This window comes from Arthrobacter crystallopoietes BAB-32 (assembly GCF_000328305.2).
Classification (GTDB): Bacteria; Actinomycetota; Actinomycetes; order Actinomycetales; family Micrococcaceae; genus Crystallibacter; species Crystallibacter crystallopoietes_A.
On record NZ_ANPE02000068.1, the window covers coordinates 1 to 16,028 of the forward strand.

At 65.5% G+C, this 16,028-nt stretch carries 9 protein-coding genes and 4 pseudogenes; 5 read left to right on the top strand and 8 right to left on the bottom strand.

The features are described 5' to 3' along the window. Positions 1-310: pseudogene (locus D477_RS22530) on the top strand (hypothetical protein); the annotation flags it as partial. On the opposite strand, the gene D477_RS03210 reads toward D477_RS22530, so the two are convergent. The 3 genes and pseudogenes from D477_RS03210 to D477_RS23640 all read right to left on the bottom strand — a co-directional run bounded on the left by D477_RS03210 (position 311) and on the right by D477_RS23640 (position 7,500). After that, positions 311-3,676 carry an ATP-dependent helicase gene (locus D477_RS03210; RefSeq protein ID WP_005267247.1) on the bottom strand — a complete coding sequence of 1,122 codons (3,366 nt, stop codon included), beginning with the start codon at positions 3,674-3,676 and terminating at the stop codon, positions 311-313. Further along, positions 3,673-6,892: pseudogene (locus D477_RS03215) on the bottom strand (ATP-dependent helicase). The gene D477_RS03210 and the pseudogene D477_RS03215 overlap by 4 nt, the downstream one beginning before the upstream one ends. 8 nt (positions 6,893-6,900) lie before the next feature. Further along, a complete protein-coding gene (locus D477_RS23640; RefSeq protein WP_337587542.1) occupies positions 6,901-7,500 on the bottom strand; it encodes an MGMT family protein in 600 nt (199 codons plus the stop codon). On the opposite strand from D477_RS23640, the gene D477_RS03225 reads away from it, so the two are divergent. The 4 genes from D477_RS03225 (at position 7,406) to D477_RS03240 (ending at position 10,945) form a co-directional block, all read left to right on the top strand. Next, the gene (locus D477_RS03225) at positions 7,406-8,125 is read left to right on the top strand and encodes a 3'-5' exonuclease (protein ID WP_005267251.1); all 720 of its coding nucleotides are present in this window, start codon (positions 7,406-7,408) and stop codon (positions 8,123-8,125) included. The genes D477_RS23640 and D477_RS03225 overlap by 95 nt on opposite strands. Positions 8,126-8,233: 108 nt before the next feature. Beyond that, a complete protein-coding gene (locus tag D477_RS03230) occupies positions 8,234-9,226 on the top strand; it encodes a methionine ABC transporter ATP-binding protein (protein ID WP_005267253.1) in 993 nt (330 codons plus the stop codon). After that, positions 9,223-9,957 (top strand): methionine ABC transporter permease, encoded by a 735-nt coding sequence (locus D477_RS03235; RefSeq protein ID WP_005267255.1) that lies wholly within the window; start codon positions 9,223-9,225, stop codon positions 9,955-9,957. Before D477_RS03230 ends, D477_RS03235 begins: the two co-directional genes overlap by 4 nt. 154 nt (positions 9,958-10,111) lie before the next feature. Beyond that, the gene (locus tag D477_RS03240) at positions 10,112-10,945 is read left to right on the top strand and encodes a MetQ/NlpA family ABC transporter substrate-binding protein (protein WP_005267257.1); all 834 of its coding nucleotides are present in this window, start codon (positions 10,112-10,114) and stop codon (positions 10,943-10,945) included. Positions 10,946-11,034: 89 nt separating this feature from the next. On the opposite strand, the gene D477_RS03245 is transcribed toward D477_RS03240, so the two are convergent. The 5 genes and pseudogenes from D477_RS03245 to D477_RS03265 all read right to left on the bottom strand — a co-directional run. Continuing rightward, a complete protein-coding gene (locus D477_RS03245) occupies positions 11,035-12,180 on the bottom strand; it encodes an AI-2E family transporter (RefSeq protein WP_005267260.1) in 1,146 nt (381 codons plus the stop codon). Between the two features lie 10 nt (positions 12,181-12,190). Continuing rightward, positions 12,191-13,515, bottom strand: a pseudogene (hemL, locus tag D477_RS03250) (glutamate-1-semialdehyde 2,1-aminomutase). 3 nt (positions 13,516-13,518) lie between these two features. Continuing rightward, positions 13,519-14,502, bottom strand: a complete 984-nt coding sequence (hemB, locus tag D477_RS03255) for a porphobilinogen synthase (protein ID WP_005267265.1) — start codon at positions 14,500-14,502, stop codon at positions 13,519-13,521. Beyond that, positions 14,499-15,431 (bottom strand): uroporphyrinogen-III synthase, encoded by a 933-nt coding sequence (locus D477_RS03260; RefSeq protein ID WP_005267267.1) that lies wholly within the window; start codon positions 15,429-15,431, stop codon positions 14,499-14,501. The genes hemB and D477_RS03260 overlap by 4 nt, the downstream gene beginning before the upstream one ends. 2 nt (positions 15,432-15,433) lie before the next feature. Then, positions 15,434-16,028 (bottom strand): annotated as a pseudogene (locus tag D477_RS03265) (hydroxymethylbilane synthase); the annotation flags it as partial.

Consider the following 16,028-nt stretch of genomic DNA (forward strand, 5'->3'; position numbering starts at 1 on the left):
GGGCGGAGCGGCCGGGGGCAGCGGGCCGGAGGCGGCCGTCGTCGTCGTCGAAGGCGCTGGGGCTGGCTCCCCTTCCGCTGCTCCACGGTCCGGAGCTGCGGAGGACGATGTTGACAGCGACAGTGCCGGCCCGGCAGAAGACTCCACCGGCGCCGTCACTCCCGCGGCTTCCAGCCAAGCAGCCGACGAAGGGCATTCGCCCGAGGTGCCGGACGCCTCCGGCGCAGATGACGCCGGACCGGAAGCAACAAAGGGCCAAGAAGCTACGACGACGGCGATTCCCATCGTGGAGCCCGGCTCCCGCACCTGATTACCCGGTCACCGGCGCACAGGCCGCACGGACAATCCCTTCCAACTCCGATTCGTCCGCCAGATCATGTGGCCTGACTGTCTTGTCGGCCGAGACGTAGTAGAAGGCAGCCTTGACCTGGGACGGCTCGACGTCCTGCAGGCGTGCCCAAGCCAACCGGTAGACGGCCAGCTGCACCGCTCTGACCGCCAGCTTCTCCGGCGAGGGAGGCGTCCCGGTTTTCCAGTCCACCAGCTCCCATGTACCGTCGGCATTCTGGAACACGGCATCAATCCTGCCGCGGACGACTACCTGGTCTACCTTCGTTTCGACTGGGACTTCGATCGCTTTCGGCGACCGGTCAGCCCACTCCGAACGCTTGAAGGTTTGCATCATGGCCGCAAGATCGTAGGCCTCGTCGACATGCGTGTCGGCGGGCAGGGACACTTCATCCAGGTCCAACATGCCGGTAGTACCGAAGTACTCCTCCACCCATGTGTGGAACGCCGTTCCTTTACGCGCAGCCATGCCGGGCTTGCGCGGAACAGGCCGGCGGAGCGATCGGATGACGTCAGCCGGATTGTCCTTCAGCTCCACCAGCAGCGAAGCCGAGATGTGGGCTGGCAGCTCAACATCATTGCCGTGACGGGGCGCATTGTGGTCCTGCAGCAACAACTGTGCCTCCCGCGTCCAGGGACCGTCAGCTCTTAGCGTCCGTTTTGCGGCTATTGCCTCCAACACGGCTTCGGCTGCCTGTTCGACCGCCTTGCGCCGCCCGGGCCGGGCAGGTTGCTCGCGGCCGGCACGGGAGATGCGGGGACCCTCAAGGGGGTCGTAGGGCCAAAAGGCCGTTTCGACTTCCGAGCGGGCGGGATTGGCATCACCCAGTTCCTCATCTGCGCACCAGCAGGCGACCTCAGCCGACTGCGGCTGCTCTTCGGCCAGTTCGGTCAAGGCGGTCAGGAAGACCGACGGAGCCGACGGCTTGGACCTGCTGCCGCACCAACCCGCGGAGCTGACCACCAGCAGGTGCTTGGCGCGGGTATACGCGACATAGGCGAGCCGCCGCTCTTCCTGCTCGCTGTGGTGTTCTGCCTCCGCCTTGTAGTCCAGCTCCGCATTGAACCAGGACAGCTGGTCCGGCTGGTCGCTGTCCCACTGCGGCAGATCCGCCCGGTCTCCCCGGAGCGGCCATGGCAAAGCATCATTCCCACTGCTCCACCGGCTGTTCGAAGTGCTCGGGAAGTCGCCGGCGTTGAGTCCCGGAACGAACACGGCATCCCACTCCAGGCCTTTAGAGGCATGCACCGTGAGCAGCTGCACGGCGTCGGGGCTGACTTCGACCTGCGCCACGTCGAGGCCTCCTTCTTCCGCAGCCGCGACCTCAAGCCAGGCCAGGAAGGCCAGCAGGTCCACACGCGGGGCTGTCTGCATGAAGGCCGCGGCTGCGTCCTGGAACCCGTCCAAGTTGCGCCGGGCTTGATGGATCGACACCCCTGGTTTCGAAGCGACTTCGATGTCAAGCAACATGGACCGTTCTACTTCGCCGAGGAGCAGCAACAAGTCATCGCCGACGAAGGTACGCAACTCCCGGATCTCGGCGCCGAGCCTTTCCAACCGGGCTAGTCCGGTTTCGGACAGACTCCGTCCGTGCCGGGAGGACCATCCGGGCTTGGGCAACCTGTCCAAGGCTTCAACCAAAGAAGCTGCTTCCACGAGGTCTTGCTGCACTACGTCGGGTGCAGGCTGTTCATCATCGTCCAGGTCCGCCGGAACCCGATGCTCGGCGGCCCGGCGACGCTGGCTTTCCAGATACCTGGACCAGTCGGCGAAGGCCATCAGATCCGCAGGGCCCAGACGCCAGCGGGCACCCGCGAGCAGGCGCATCAGGGCGTCTGAACGGCCGGGATCGGCCAGCACGTGCAATGTAGCAACGAGGTCGACAATCTCCGGCTGGCTCAGCAATCCTGCCAGTCCGACGATCTCGAAGGGAATGCCCCTTGCCTCCAAAGCACGGGCGATGGAAGGAATCTGGGCCCTCCGCCTGCACAATACGGCCGTAGAGACTGGCTCGGCGGCACCGCTTTCAGGATCACGGGCATAGACGGTCCGACGTGCAGCTGCCACTCGTTCCGCCACATATTCGGCTTCCTCTACGTCCGTGCGGAACCGGGCCAGCAGAACCCGCCCGTCCCCCGCTCCGGGCCGCGGTTGCAGAGGAGGCACCTCAATTCTTGCCGGATTTGGCCGGTTAGGATCCACCTTGTTCAGCGGTGCTGCCGCCCGGTTGGCCATCGCGAGGACATTGACGCTGTTCCGCCAGGCTATGGTCAGGAAACTGGCCGGTGCGGGGGCGCGGCCTCCATCCTGTTGGACAACGGGGAAATGCTGGCGGAAGGCAAACAGTTGCCCTGCGGAGGCTCCCCGGAATCCGTAGATGGACTGGTTTGGGTCGCCCACCGCGGTGACAGCGTGGCCGGCTCCGAAAAGTTCAGAGAACAGCACCATCTGCGCGTGCGAGGTGTCCTGGAATTCGTCCAGCAGCACAACTTTGTAGCGTGAGCGTTCCATGTCCCGGGCCTGGGGCACTTCCCGGGCGATGGTAGCGGCCAAAGAAACAAGGTCCCCGTAGTCCAGCACTCCACGCTCACGCTTGGCCCTACTGTAGTCCTCGGCCAGGCCAGCCACGGTGATCCGGGTCTTGAGCCGATTGAGCAGCGTTGTGACGGCTGCCTTGGGCTGTCGAGTGCTGCCTTCGACGTATGGGAGCGCCTCTACGCGTTGGGCTTCCTGGTGCAGGAAGTCCATGGCCTCGGCCGGCGCAACCAGATGCTCGGAGCACTCGCTGGCAAATTGCATGACAGCCTTGATCAGCGTGGCTTTCGCCCCGGTCAGGTGGCCGATGTCCCCTTCATATGCCTCAACCACTTGGCTTGCGAGCTGCCACGACTGGGCGTTGCCAAGCAGGACAACGTCCCGCTCAATTCCGAGCCGCAGCCCGTAGTCGGACACGAGTCCATTGGCGTAGGAGTGGTACGTGGAGACTTTCGGTTCCAGCAATTCGCTGGCATCCCCGCCTCCGGGCAGCAAGCCATGCCGCTCCAGTTTCGCTAGCTGGCCGCGGATCCTTGCAGCCAGCTCCCCTGCGGCCTTTCGGGTAAAGGTGACGCCGAGGATTTCGTCCGGCCGCACGAGACCGTTGGCCACGAGCCACACGACCCGGTCCGCCATGGTCGCTGTCTTGCCCGATCCCGCCCCTGCGATCACAAGGAGCGGCTGGAGTGGCGAACTGATGATGCCGGACTGTTCCGGTGTGGGCTGGTGCTGGCCGAGTTTCGTGGCCAGCTCCTCGGGTGAAAACGTCGTTATCGACTGTTCCACGCTCATTCAGTGACCTGCTTTCCTTCGCTGCACAGCGGACAGACACCTGGCAGCCGGCAGCCGTGGGAGCCGTTGCCTGCCTTCAACGGGTCGTGGCGGGCTTCGAACCTGGTGCCGGCCATGAGGCCGGCGGCCTCATGAATCAGCGGGGTAGCCCAGTCCTGCTCTTCCTTCAGAGGCTCCTGCTGCTGAACTCCCACCGTCTTGGTGTCCTTGCCCAGCTGGACTAGCGCAGCGCCGCCGGAGGATTGCGATGCTTGGGATCCGCCGTCGTCGAAGGCCCCGGCAAGAATGGCTGCCTGGTAGCTGCCCAGCTGCGGATGCTGTTCTACGTCCGCCGCTGTGGGCGACGATTTGCCCGTCTTGAGGTCAACAATGACCAACCTTCCCTTGGCATCGATTTCAAGACGATCGACTTGGCCGCGGAGCCGTGCCACCCGGTCCGGTCCCTGAAGGTCCACCGAGAAATCCTGTTCGACAGCGACTAGCCTGCGGCCTTCCGTTCGCATTTGGATAACGTACGCCGCCAGTTTGCGAACCATCTTTTCGGCCCGCTCGAAATCCAGGCGCCCTTCCCAGTTTTCCTTCATCCCCAGGGTGGGCCATCTGCGGATCAATTCCTCGACATACTCTGTGCCTGTGGCATCGGGCATGTCCTGGGCAATTCCGTGCACCAATGTACCGAGGCTTCGCGCGAAGTCCGTGGCCGCCTCTCCCCCGGCGGCTTGGACGAACCAGTCAAGGGGCGACTTCTGGACGGCTTCCACTTTCGACGGTGATACCGGGACCGGCTGTCCTTCCGGCACAACAGGTTCCTCCGTGCTCAGGGGCAGCAGTCCCCACCATTGGGACGGATGCGCCCCCGGCACCGGGACAGCGCTGGATGCCAGCATGGACAGCCCGGCAGCGGCCTCGCCCGCCAGTTCCGGCGAGGCCTGCCCCTGTTGGGCCCACTGCCGCAGCTCTGCGGCCAAAGCCCGAAGCGTTCGGGGCCGCATGACCTTGGTCGCTGGCCGCTGCGTGTCCTCATCAAGCCATGGATCGACCAAGTCCAGGAAGCCGGAGGGTTGGGCTTCCTCCGACTGCACTGCCGTGCACACGAGGATGCGTTCGGCCCGGGAAACGGCAGTCGAAAAGCTGCGCAGCTCGTCGTAGCGTGTCTCCCTGAGACTGGCCGGCCGGATCGATTTGACGCGCCCGTTCCAGCCCGCCCTCCAGGGCATCGACGAACTGGGTACTGCCCAGCAGTTCCCCGCGCAGCCGGGTGTTCGGCCACACGCCGTCCTGTACGCCGGCGATGATCACCATTGGCCAGCTCCGGCCGGCGGCGGAAGCCGGGGTGAGCAGCTCCACGGCATCCTGGAGTTGGGCCCGCGGCGCCAAATTGTCCATGGGCAGTTCCTGGTTCAGCAGGTACTCCAGGAACTGTCCCGGACTCGATCCGGGCAGCTGGTCGACATAGCGTTCCGCCGTATGGAACAGGGCCATCATCGCGTCAAGGTCGCGGTCGGCACGAGCTCCCGCAGGTCCACCTTGGAACGCCTGAGCACTCCAGCGATCCGCCAAACCCGAAGCGGACCACAGTGCCCAGAGCACCGTCTCGGCATTGGCACCGGGTTGCTGCGCCGCGTGCCTTCCGGCGGACAACATCCGTCCAATGCGCTTCGCCGGGGCGGCTTCGCGTCCCAGCCCCGCAAGCAGCTCGGGGAACAGAAGCGCCTCGACGAGCAGGTCGTCACTTCTCCGGCCGCCTCCACCCATGAGCTCCTCCCGGCGCAACGACTGGCGGAGCCTGCGAAGATCGATGGCGGTGGCCCCTCCCAGACGTGAGGTCAGAAGGTCCACAGCGCGCTCCGGAGTGAGCAGGCCTTCGTCCAGCACGATGGCCATGGCGTCCAACAGCGGACGGACGGCGGCCTCGTCGCGCACGGCGGTCTCGGCCACAGGAACCTTCACGGCTATACCTTGGCCGGTGAGGTAGCGGGCGAGCTGTGACAGCTGGCCTCCGGTCCGGACGATGACAGCGATCTGGTCCAGCCCGAAGCCGTCGAAAAGCTTGGCTTCCATGATGCGTTGGGCGACGTAGCGCTGCTCGTGCACTGGAGAAGCGACAAGATGGACGCCGAGCTGCGCGCTTGAACCGTCTCCGGATTCCTCGCAAACCAGGGTCCGGGCCTTCTGTGCCCCCGGTACCAGCGAAATGCGTGACGCGATCCGCTGCCACGCTTGGGCTAGTGGTGCGGCCATCCGGTGTGATTCCGTCAGCTCCATGATGCGCAGTGGCGAATCACCCGGAGCCAACAGTTCGCGCAGCCGGACAAGCAAGTCGGGCCGGGCGCCGCGGAATCCTTGGACGACTGTGTCCGGTGACGCCGTCGCAACAACGTCTTTTCCCTCGGCGAGGACCGCAAGGAACTCATAGACCGCTGGATTCGCTTCCTGCAGATCGTCGACAAGGATGAGGTCAAGGCGCCCGCGCTCCCGAGCCAGAAAGTCCGGATCGTCAAGCAGGAGCTGGCGGGCAGCCGTGATGATCCCGGCAGGATCAAATGCCTCCGGCATCCTGAGGTCGATGAGGTCGCGGTACTCGCGGAACAGCGCGGCCGCCGCGCACCAGTCCTCGCGGCCAAGGGCGGCGCCCAGGGCCTCCAATTGTTCGGCCGTCGCCCCATATTCGATTACGCGGTCGAACAACTGGCGGATTTCCTGCCGGAATCCGCGGGTTTTCAAAGCGTTTTCCAGATCCTGCGGCCAATTGATCCCGGCGCCTAGCCCCGCTCGGTGGCCCTGCAGCAGCTCAGCGATGATCTGGTCCTGTTCGGGCCCAGACAGCAAGCGCGGGGCCCGGCCGATCAGCGGCAGCCGCCCCTCTGCCCGGGCCCGGCGGATGAGGTCGAATGCATACGCCGCCCATGTCCTGGCCGGGGTTGTACTCAGGCTGCGGTCCAGTCGCGCTGTCAGTGCGTCCCGTAATCGCGCGGCGTGCAGTCTCGAAGGCGCAAGCATCAAAATGCGCGCGGGGTCCAGACCGTGCCGGGCAACCCGCTCCACTGCCAATTCCGTCAGGACGGTTGATTTGCCCGTTCCGGGCGCGCCGTAAACGAGCACTGGACCGCAGTCTGCAGGCAGCGCCGCCACTGCCTGTTGCTCCGGATCCAGCTGGGGGGCGGCAGCCAGCGAGCGGCGGGGAGGAACCAGCCGCAGGCTTTCCTGGAGATCCATCGTTGTGCTCACGGCTCCATTCCAGCAGTTGGCTCTGACAACTTTCGTCCCAACACGTCCATGCGTTCAATGTCACCGCGCGCGGGGAGCCATCTTGCAGCGTGCATGTCCACGCGACGGCCGGCGCCATGCTCCGACCGGTAGCGGGCGATTAGAGGTGTCCGTTCGACTCCGTACTGCTGCGACGCCCGTTCCACGAGTTCACGGGGCAAAGTGCCATCAGCGCGGACGATCCGCCACCAAGGCGTCCCTGATCCGAAGCGTGCCATCACACTGCCAACCTGCCTGGGCCCTCCCGTGCCAAGCAGTTCGGCAACGTCCCCGTAGGTCAGGACCTTTCCCGGCGGAACCATTGACGCAACTTCAAGAACGGCATCAACGAAGTCCGGGCGCATGACCTCTACTTTAGGGTCGAGCGAGTACCAGTCCTCCACATGCCGCGCCGCGCGGAGGTATTCCACATACCGCGCAGCCTCCCGGGGACTGTCCCACCCGGCCGATACCGTGGGCAGCATGATTAGCTGGCATGAACTTCCCCGCGCGGCCTTCGACCTCGAAACGACCGGACGGGATCCGCTCGAAGCGCGGATCGTTACTGCATCCATCATTCTTGTCGACGGCGCTGGCCAACCGCTACAGCAACATGAATGGCTTGTCGATCCCGGCATAGAGATCCCCCTGGAAGCCAGCGCGATCCACGGTGTCACCACGGAACAAGCCCGTTTCGGTGGCCAACGTTCAGTGGATGCGGTAGCGGAGATTTCCTCTGTCCTTGGCGGCTTCTTCGCCGCCGGTGTTCCCGTTATAGCGTTCAACGCCTCCTACGATTTCACCGTGCTGAAATCCGAATGCGACCGGCACGGACTGCCAGGCTGCCCGGCACGGCCCGTAATCGACCCATTCGTGCTGGACAAGCAGGTGGACCGTTATCGCAGGGGCAAGCGAACTCTGACAGCCTTGAGCTTCTTGTATGGGGTTCGACTCGACGCGGCCCACACTTCCGCGGCAGACGCGCTGGCGGCTATTGGTGTTGCGGATGCCCTTGCTGCAAAGTATTCGGAGCTGAGGATGGACCCGAAGGAGTTGCATGATGCCCAGATCGGCTGGTGTGCGCGGCAGGCCGCGGGCCTGCAGCAGTGGCTGCGGCGCACAAATCCGGATGCGTCGGTCGATGGTCGCTGGCCGCTGATCGAGGCCGGGGAACCGGTGCCCGTTATCGCCGCAGGCCGGTAGGACGGGAGCAGGCGCGTTGGATTCGGCATGCAGGGCGGTGCTGTCATAATTTAACCTGTCCGTTTCCTGCGCCCTCCGGCCAGGACCATCCCTACCGCCTGAGGATCTATGATCACTGTTTCCGACCTGCGCAAGGTCTACAGGCAAGGCAGCCGCGAAATCGTTGCCCTCGACGGTGTCAGCCTGCAGGTGCCGAAAGGCTCGATCCACGGGATTGTCGGTCACTCCGGTGCAGGCAAATCCACTCTGGTACGCTGCCTGACTTTGCTAGACGCCCCAACATCGGGCACTGTCAGCATCAACGGTGCGGAACTGAGTTCGGCTCATGATGCGGATTTGCGCGCCGCCAGGCGACGCATCGGCATGATCTTCCAGCACGCCAACCTCATGGACTCGCGGACCGCTGCCCAGAATGTCGCTCACCCGCTGGAAATCGTCCGCACCCCGAAGAACAGCATCCGTGCCAAGGCGGCTGAGCTGCTGAAGCTGGTCGGCTTGGAGGGTTTCGAGGACGCCTATCCGTCCCAGCTGTCCGGCGGACAAAAGCAGCGTGTAGGCATCGCCCGGGCGCTCGCCTCGGATCCCGATGTACTGCTCTGCGACGAGCCGACCTCCGCACTGGACCCGAAAACCACCGAAGAAATCCTGGTCCTGATCAAGGAACTGACCGAGCGCCTCCAACTGACGGTCCTGGTCATTACCCACGAGATGCATGTGATCAAGCGCATCTGCGATTCGGTCTCGCTGCTGGAGGGTGGACGGGTTGTCGAGCACGGTCCGCTGCGGGAAGTAGCAGCCGATCTGGGCAGCAATCTCTCGCGCACCCTACTCCCCCTGCCTGCTGCGGAACCGCTTGGGACGGGCGTCGTACTGGAAATACTTTTCTCCGGCGACAGCGCCTCCGCGCCCATACTCAGCACTGCGGCGCGCAAGTTCGACCTGGATCTGAACGTCCTGGCCGGCAGTGTCGAGTCGCTGGCCGATGTACAGTTCGGCCATCTGCGCATCCAGTTGCCGGAAGGTGCCGATCCGGAACCTGTGGTCGGCTATCTGCGGGGGCAAGGCGTGTCGGTGAAGGTTGCCGGAAAGGAAGCAGCATGAACCTGATCGAGGACCTGACGACTAACCCGGGCATCACCAGGGCGTTGCCCGAGGCCATCACGGACACGCTGCTTATGGTGTCGGTTTCCGGCCTTTTCACGCTCGCGATCGGACTCCCGCTGGGCATCTTCCTGTACACCAGTGCACCGGGAGGGCTGCGTCCCATGCCCGTGACCAACCGGATCGTCTCCGACATCATCGTCAATATCACCAGGTCCATTCCATTCGCCATCCTGATGATTTCCCTGATCCCGCTGGCACGCGTCATCACGGGATCCTCGATCGGACCGCTGGCAGCGTGCGTGTCGTTGACCATCGGTACGGTGCCGTTCTTCGCGAGGCTGGTCGAGACGGCACTCCGCGACGTGAATTCCGGCAAGATCGACGCCGCATTGGTCATGGGCTCCACCCGCATGCAGATCGTTTCCAAGGTCCTGGTGCCCGAAGCACTGCCTGGCCTGGTAGCAGCCCTGACGACGACGTTGGTCACCTTGGTGGGCTATTCAGCCATGGCGGGGCTCACCGGCGGCGGTGGTTTGGGCCAGCTGGCCTACAACTACGGCTTCCAGCGTTTCGACACACTGGTCATGCTCGTCACGATCGTGCTGATGGTCATCCTGGTCCAGGCAATCCAATGGATAGGCGACGGCGTTTCCCGCCGTGTCGACCACCGGAGCGCCGCTACCGCCGGCCGAAAGGCACGCCGCCACGAGCCGAAGGCCGCCGTCTGACGCTGATGAAGGCTCCACGAAAGCCGCCGCACCAACCTAAGCTTCCTGTTCCGGTTCCGGCCGGTGCAGAAGATTGCAGCCAGTAGCCGCTAGCTGCACCACGTCCGGTCCGCGCGCCATGCCGGGCCGGGTTATTCGAAAGGAACGCACGCAGATGCGTAGAACACTCACCCTCCTGGGCACCGGCGTAGCCGCTGCCTTGGCGTTGACGGCTTGCGGTGGATCCGAGTCCACCCCCAACGCCACTCCCGACCTCGCCAATCCCGTAACTGTCACCGTTGGCGCCGGCCCGGTACCGCATGCGAGGATCCTGGAGTTCATCGATCAGAACCTGGCGCCGGAGGCCGGCATTGACCTGGAAATCCAGGAGATGACCGACTACCAGACCCCGAATATTGCCTTGAACGACGGTTCGATCGACGCCAATTACTTCCAGCATCTGGCGTTCCTTGAGCAGCAGATGACCGACAAGGGCTACGAGTTCGAGCACGGCGAGGGCGTCCACATCGAGCCCTACGCCGGCTTCTCCTCCCAGCACGAGAGCATCGAGGACATTCCCGACGGCGCGACCATCGCGATCACCAACGACCCCGCCAACCAGCCGCGAGCCCTGAAGATGCTCGAAACGGCCGGCCTGCTCAGCGGTATCGAGGAAGACAGCGCCGCTTTGACGCTGACCGAGGAACAGAACCCTAAGGGCCTGAAGTTCGAGGAGAACCAGCCCGAGATCCTGCTGCCGCTGATCGAAGATCCCGAAGTCGATCTGGCCATCATCAACGGCAACTTCATCCTCGAGGCCGGAATGAGCACCGACGAGGCACTCGTCGTCGAATCCACCGAGAACAATCCGTACGCCAACTTCCTTGTTTGGCGCGCCGGCGAGGAGACTCCTGCCATCGCCAAGCTCGAGGAACTGCTGCATACTCCCGAGGTGAAGAGCTACATTGAGGAGACCTGGCCCAGCGGCGACGTCTTCCCGGCCTTCTGACCTGCTCTACCTGGACTCGATAGACTGCGAGGCCCGGAAGCCCCCGCGGCTTCCGGGCCTCCTGCTGTCGGGAAGGATTTCGGCTGGAGTCAGCTGCGACTGCCGCCCGCCCTGGTTTCGGCAGGCATGTCTTCTTCGTAGCCGGACATGACGCGGATGATGACCCAGCCGACGGCGGCAATCGGCACGGCGAGGATGCCGCCAACAATACCGCCCAGGATCGTACCTGCGGCCAGAGCCAGCAGGATGACCAGGGAGTGCAGGCTCACCGAGCGGCCCATTACTACAGGCTGCAGCAGGTTGCCTTCCAGCTGGTTCACGACGATCACGACGGCGACCACAACGAGGGCGGCTACCGGCCCGTTGGCCACGAGTGCGACCAGGGCCGCAAGGATGCCGGCGACAGTGGCACCGACGATCGGGATGAACCCGCCGATGAAGATCAACACGGCCAGCGGCAAGGCCAGCGGGACCTGCAGGATCAGGAGCGCGAGTCCGATGAACACCGCGTCGACCGCAGCCACAATGGCGGTGCCGCGGACATAGCTGCCCAGCACCTCCATGGCTTGGCTTCCCGCCCGCTGCATTTTGCCCCGGCGCCGGCCAGGCACCCACCGGAGCAGGAAGGCCCAGATGCGGTCGCCGTCCTTGAGGAAGTAGAACAACACCACTGCCATCAGCACTGCACCCGTAACCACCTCGGCCGCCGTCGACAATCCGCTCAGCGCACTACGGCGCGCCGAAGAGCTGCTCAGGAAGTCGACAATGCCGGCGATCGCCTCATCGATCTGGGCTTGGCTGACAGGCAGCGGGAAATCGGCAAGGAACGCCTGCAGTTGCGACCAGCCCTCGGTGGCCTGTTGGACCAGTTCATCGGCTTCGCTGCGGACGGCGAAGACAATTCCCGTGATGACGCCGCCGAGGACCAGCAGCAGTCCGAAAAAAGTTACAGACGTCGCAAGCGTGCTTGGCCAGCCCAGGTCCCGCAGCTTCCTGACCACGGGATAGACCGCGGCGGAAAGGATGAGCGCGATCAGCACAGGGATGACCACCAGCTGCAGTTGCAGCATGATGTAGATCGACACCGTCGCCAGCGCCAGAGTCAGCAGGATCTGCGCCGACCTGGTCGCCGTCCGCCCCAGGCCGTCGGCCCAAAGGCTCGTCTCCGCCGCAGCCGGCCGGGTACGGTTTTGGTGCGCATCCAGTAGCTGGCGGCGGCGGGTGGCAAGTGCCATCGTGCTCCTTTTATTTGGGCGGTGTGGCAGCCGCCGCGGCTTTGGCTGCCGCTGGCAACGCAGCGTAGACCTTCTCCATCGCCTGGCTGTCGTGCGCGCCGGACAGGAACCAGGCCTCGTAGACCGAAGGCGGCAGATACACCCCGTCGTTCAGCATTGAGTGGAAGAACGGCGCGTAGCGGTAGGCCTCCTGGCCCTGGGCGTCCTCGTAGTTGCGCACGCCGTTCGCGGAGGTGCCGAAGGCCACGCTGAACAGGTTTCCGGCGCGCTGGATACTGTGGTCGACGCCGGCGGCATCCAGTGCCGACGACACAGCCGCCGAGAGCTCAAGCGAGGCGGCGTCGATCCGACCGTATACGTCCGGAGTGGCAGCGGTGAGCGTCGCGATGCCGGCCGCCATGGCAATGGGATTTCCTGACAGTGTTCCCGCCTGGTAGACCGGCCCCACCGGGGCGAGGTAGTCCATGACCTCGGCACGGCCGCCGAGAGCGGCCACCGGCAGTCCGCCGCCGATGACCTTGCCGAAGGTCATCAGGTCCGGGGTGAATGGCGCAGAGCTTTCCGCGGCGCCGCCCGTCAATCCCCAGTAGCCGGCATAGCCGGTCCGGAAGCCGGTCAGCACCTCGTCGAGAATGAGCAGCGCGCCGTGAGCGGACGTAATCCGGGCCAAGCCGGCGTTGAATCCTTCGGCCGGGGTGACAACACCCATGTTGGCCGGCGCGGCCTCCGTGATGACGGCGGCGATACTGTCGCCGTGGCGGGCGAAGGCTTCTTCCACCGCAGCCAGGTCGTTGTACGGCAGGACGAGCGTTTCCGCGGCCGTCGCCTCGGTGACGCCGGCCGAGCCCGGCAGCGCCAGTGTCGCGACCCCGGAACCGGCAGCTGCCAGCAGACCGTCGAGGTGGCCGTGGTAGCACCCGGCGAACTTGATAATGAGGTTGCGGCCCGTGAAGCCGCGGGCCAGTCGGACCGCGGTCATGGTGGCTTCAGTGCCGGTGGAAACCATCCGGAGGCGTTCGACGGCGGCCACCCGCCCCATGATGAGTTCGGCCAGTTCCGCTTCCGCCGGGGTGGAGGCGCCGAAGGACAGGCCGCGGTCGACCGCGGCATGGACGGCTTCGAGTACCGCCGGATGGGCGTGGCCGACAATCGCGGGCCCCAGGAGCAGACAAGATCCACGTACTCGCGGCCGTCGGCGTCCGTCAGATGCGGGCCGGCCGCGGAGACCATCACCGGCGGCGTCCCGCCGACCGAGCCGAAGGCCCGCACCGGCGAGTTCACCCCGCCGGGCATCAGTTTAAGGGCGCGGTTGAACAGTTCCTCAGAGCGGGTCATTGGTTAGTTGCTTTCCTTCAGCCAGCGGGCCATCTCGGCAGCCCAGTATGTCAACACCATATCGGCTCCGGCCCGGCGGATGCCCAGCACGGACTCGAGGATGGCCGCCTTCCGGTCGATCCAGCCGTTGGCCGCGGCGGCCTCGATCATCGCGTATTCGCCGGAAATCTGGTACGCCGCCACCGGCACCGGAGACATCTCAGCGACATCGGCAAGGATATCCAGGTAGCTCATGGCCGGCTTGACCATGACCATGTCGGCGCCCTCCTGCAGGTCCAGCTCGACCTCCAAGATCGCTTCGCGCCGGTTGGACGGGTCCATCTGGTAGGTCCGGCGGTCCCCTTTCAGCTGCGAGTCGACCGCCTCGCGGAAAGGACCGTAGAACGCGGAGGAGTACTTCGCCGCGTAGGCGAGCACCGCGGTGTTCTGCAGCCCGGCTTCGTCGAGGGCCTGGCGGATGACGGCGACCTGGCCGTCCATCATGCCGGACGGGCCCAGGACATCCGCGCCGGCCTGGGCCTGGACGACCGCCATGCGCGCATAGATTTCAAGCGTGGCGTCATTGTCCACGGATCCGTCCGGCGCCAGCACGCCGCAGTGTCCGTGGTCGGTGAACTCGTCGAGGCACACGTCGCTCATGACCACCAAGTCATGGCCGACCTCTGCTTTGACGTCAGCGATAGCTCGGTTCAGGACTCCCTCCGGGTCCACCCCGGCGCTTCCTGCCGCGTCGCGAACGGCCGGCACGCCGAAAAGCATGATTCCGCCCAGCCCCAGTTCAGCGGCCTCGGCCGCTGCCTTGCGCAGGCTCGCGGTGGTGTGCTGGACGACCCCTGGCATCGACTGTAGCGGAACCGGCTCGCTGATCCCTTCGCGGATGAAGGCGGGGAGGATCAGCTGGGAAGGTTCGACCCGGACCTCCGCCGTCAGCTTGCGCAGCGCTGCAGTGGCGCGCAGACGGCGGGGCCGGTGTTGCGGGAAACTCATGGGGCTCCTTCTCCGATGGTGCGGTCTTGGTTCCGGACGGCCGCAAGCAAGGCGTCGGCGATCCCTTCCGGAGTCGGCAGGGCAGCTGTGGCCGCGATGGACATCCCCAGGCGCTGACCTTCCGCGGCGCTGCTGTTGCCGATCGCCACCAGCAGCAAACCATCCGGCAGCTCTGGCGAAACCTGCCGCAGCCGCCGTGCAATGCTGGGCGAGGTCAGCACGACGGCGTCGATCCTCCCGGCGTCCAGCCCGGCTTTGAATTGGTCGACCGTGAGCGGTTCCGGTTCCGGTTCCGCAGGCTGGCCCGCCGGGCCTGCTGATGCCAGGGATTCGGTCAACCGGCGTTCCGGGCGGGCCGGATAATCCACGGTCCGGTAGGCCACGACCGGCAGCACCTGCCAGCCCTTGCCCATCAGCCCTTCGAAAATCGTGTCGGCCGCGATGTCCGCCTGCGGCAGGAACACGTTCGTGCGCAGCGACATTTCGGGCCGGAGCTCCGCCCCTTGCGGCCAGTCCTCCACCAGTCCCACGGCGTCCATGGATCCTTCGGGCACCAGGTCCACCGTTATGCCCTCGGCCTCGAGTGCCCGTGCGGTGGCGCTGCCGACGGCTGCCACCTTGGTGTCGCCGACCAGCCCGGGCAGCGTCCGGTCCAGGCGGGCAGCGCGCTGTTTCAGAGCCCGGACCGTCGTGATGCTGGTGACCACCATCCATTCGAAGCGGCCCTGGCCGAGCATTACCAGCGCCTCGTCCAGTTCCTGGGTGGAGTCCGGTTCCTCGAAGTCGATCAGCGGCAACAGTTCGACGTCAGCTCCGCGCTGGCGCAGTTCGGCAACCATCGCAGCAGCACGGTCCGCGCTGCGCGGCAGCACCACGGTCAGTCCCGCCAGGGGATTTTCGGGATGCCGCCGCGGCCGCTTCAGCTGCATGGTCAACGGGCGGCCAGCGGGGTCAGCTCGGCTGCGCCATCGTCCAGCAATGCTTCGGCCAGCCGGACGCCCAGCCCCACGGCTGCTTCCATACCGTCCGCGGCGACCTCAAGCCGGCGCCGCAGCAACCGCTGGCCGTCCGGGCTGCAGACCACGGCTTCCAGCCCGAGCTTTCCGTCCTCGACGGCAGCCAGCGCGCCGATGGGGGCACTGCAGCCGGCCTCGAGCCGGGCCAGCAGGGAACGCTCCGCGGTCACGGCGAGCCGCGTTGGTTCGTCGTCGTACTCCCGCAGTGCTGCCGACAGAGCTGTATCTGCGTCGGCATCCGCCTGGCGGCATTCCACGGCGAGCGATCCCTGTCCCGGGGCCGGGAGCATGACCGATGGGTCCAGCAGTTCCGTAATCGTGTGCGTGCGGCCCAGACGGGTCAGGCCTGCGGCAGCAAGTACGACGGCGTCCAGGTCGCCTTTCTTGCCATCGATCACTTCCGGGCCGGTCATCCCCCGGACGCGGCCCAGCCGGGTGTCCACGTTGCCCCGGATGTCGATGACTTCAAGGTCCGGCCGGGCCGCCCTCAGCTGCGCCGCCCGCCGCGGG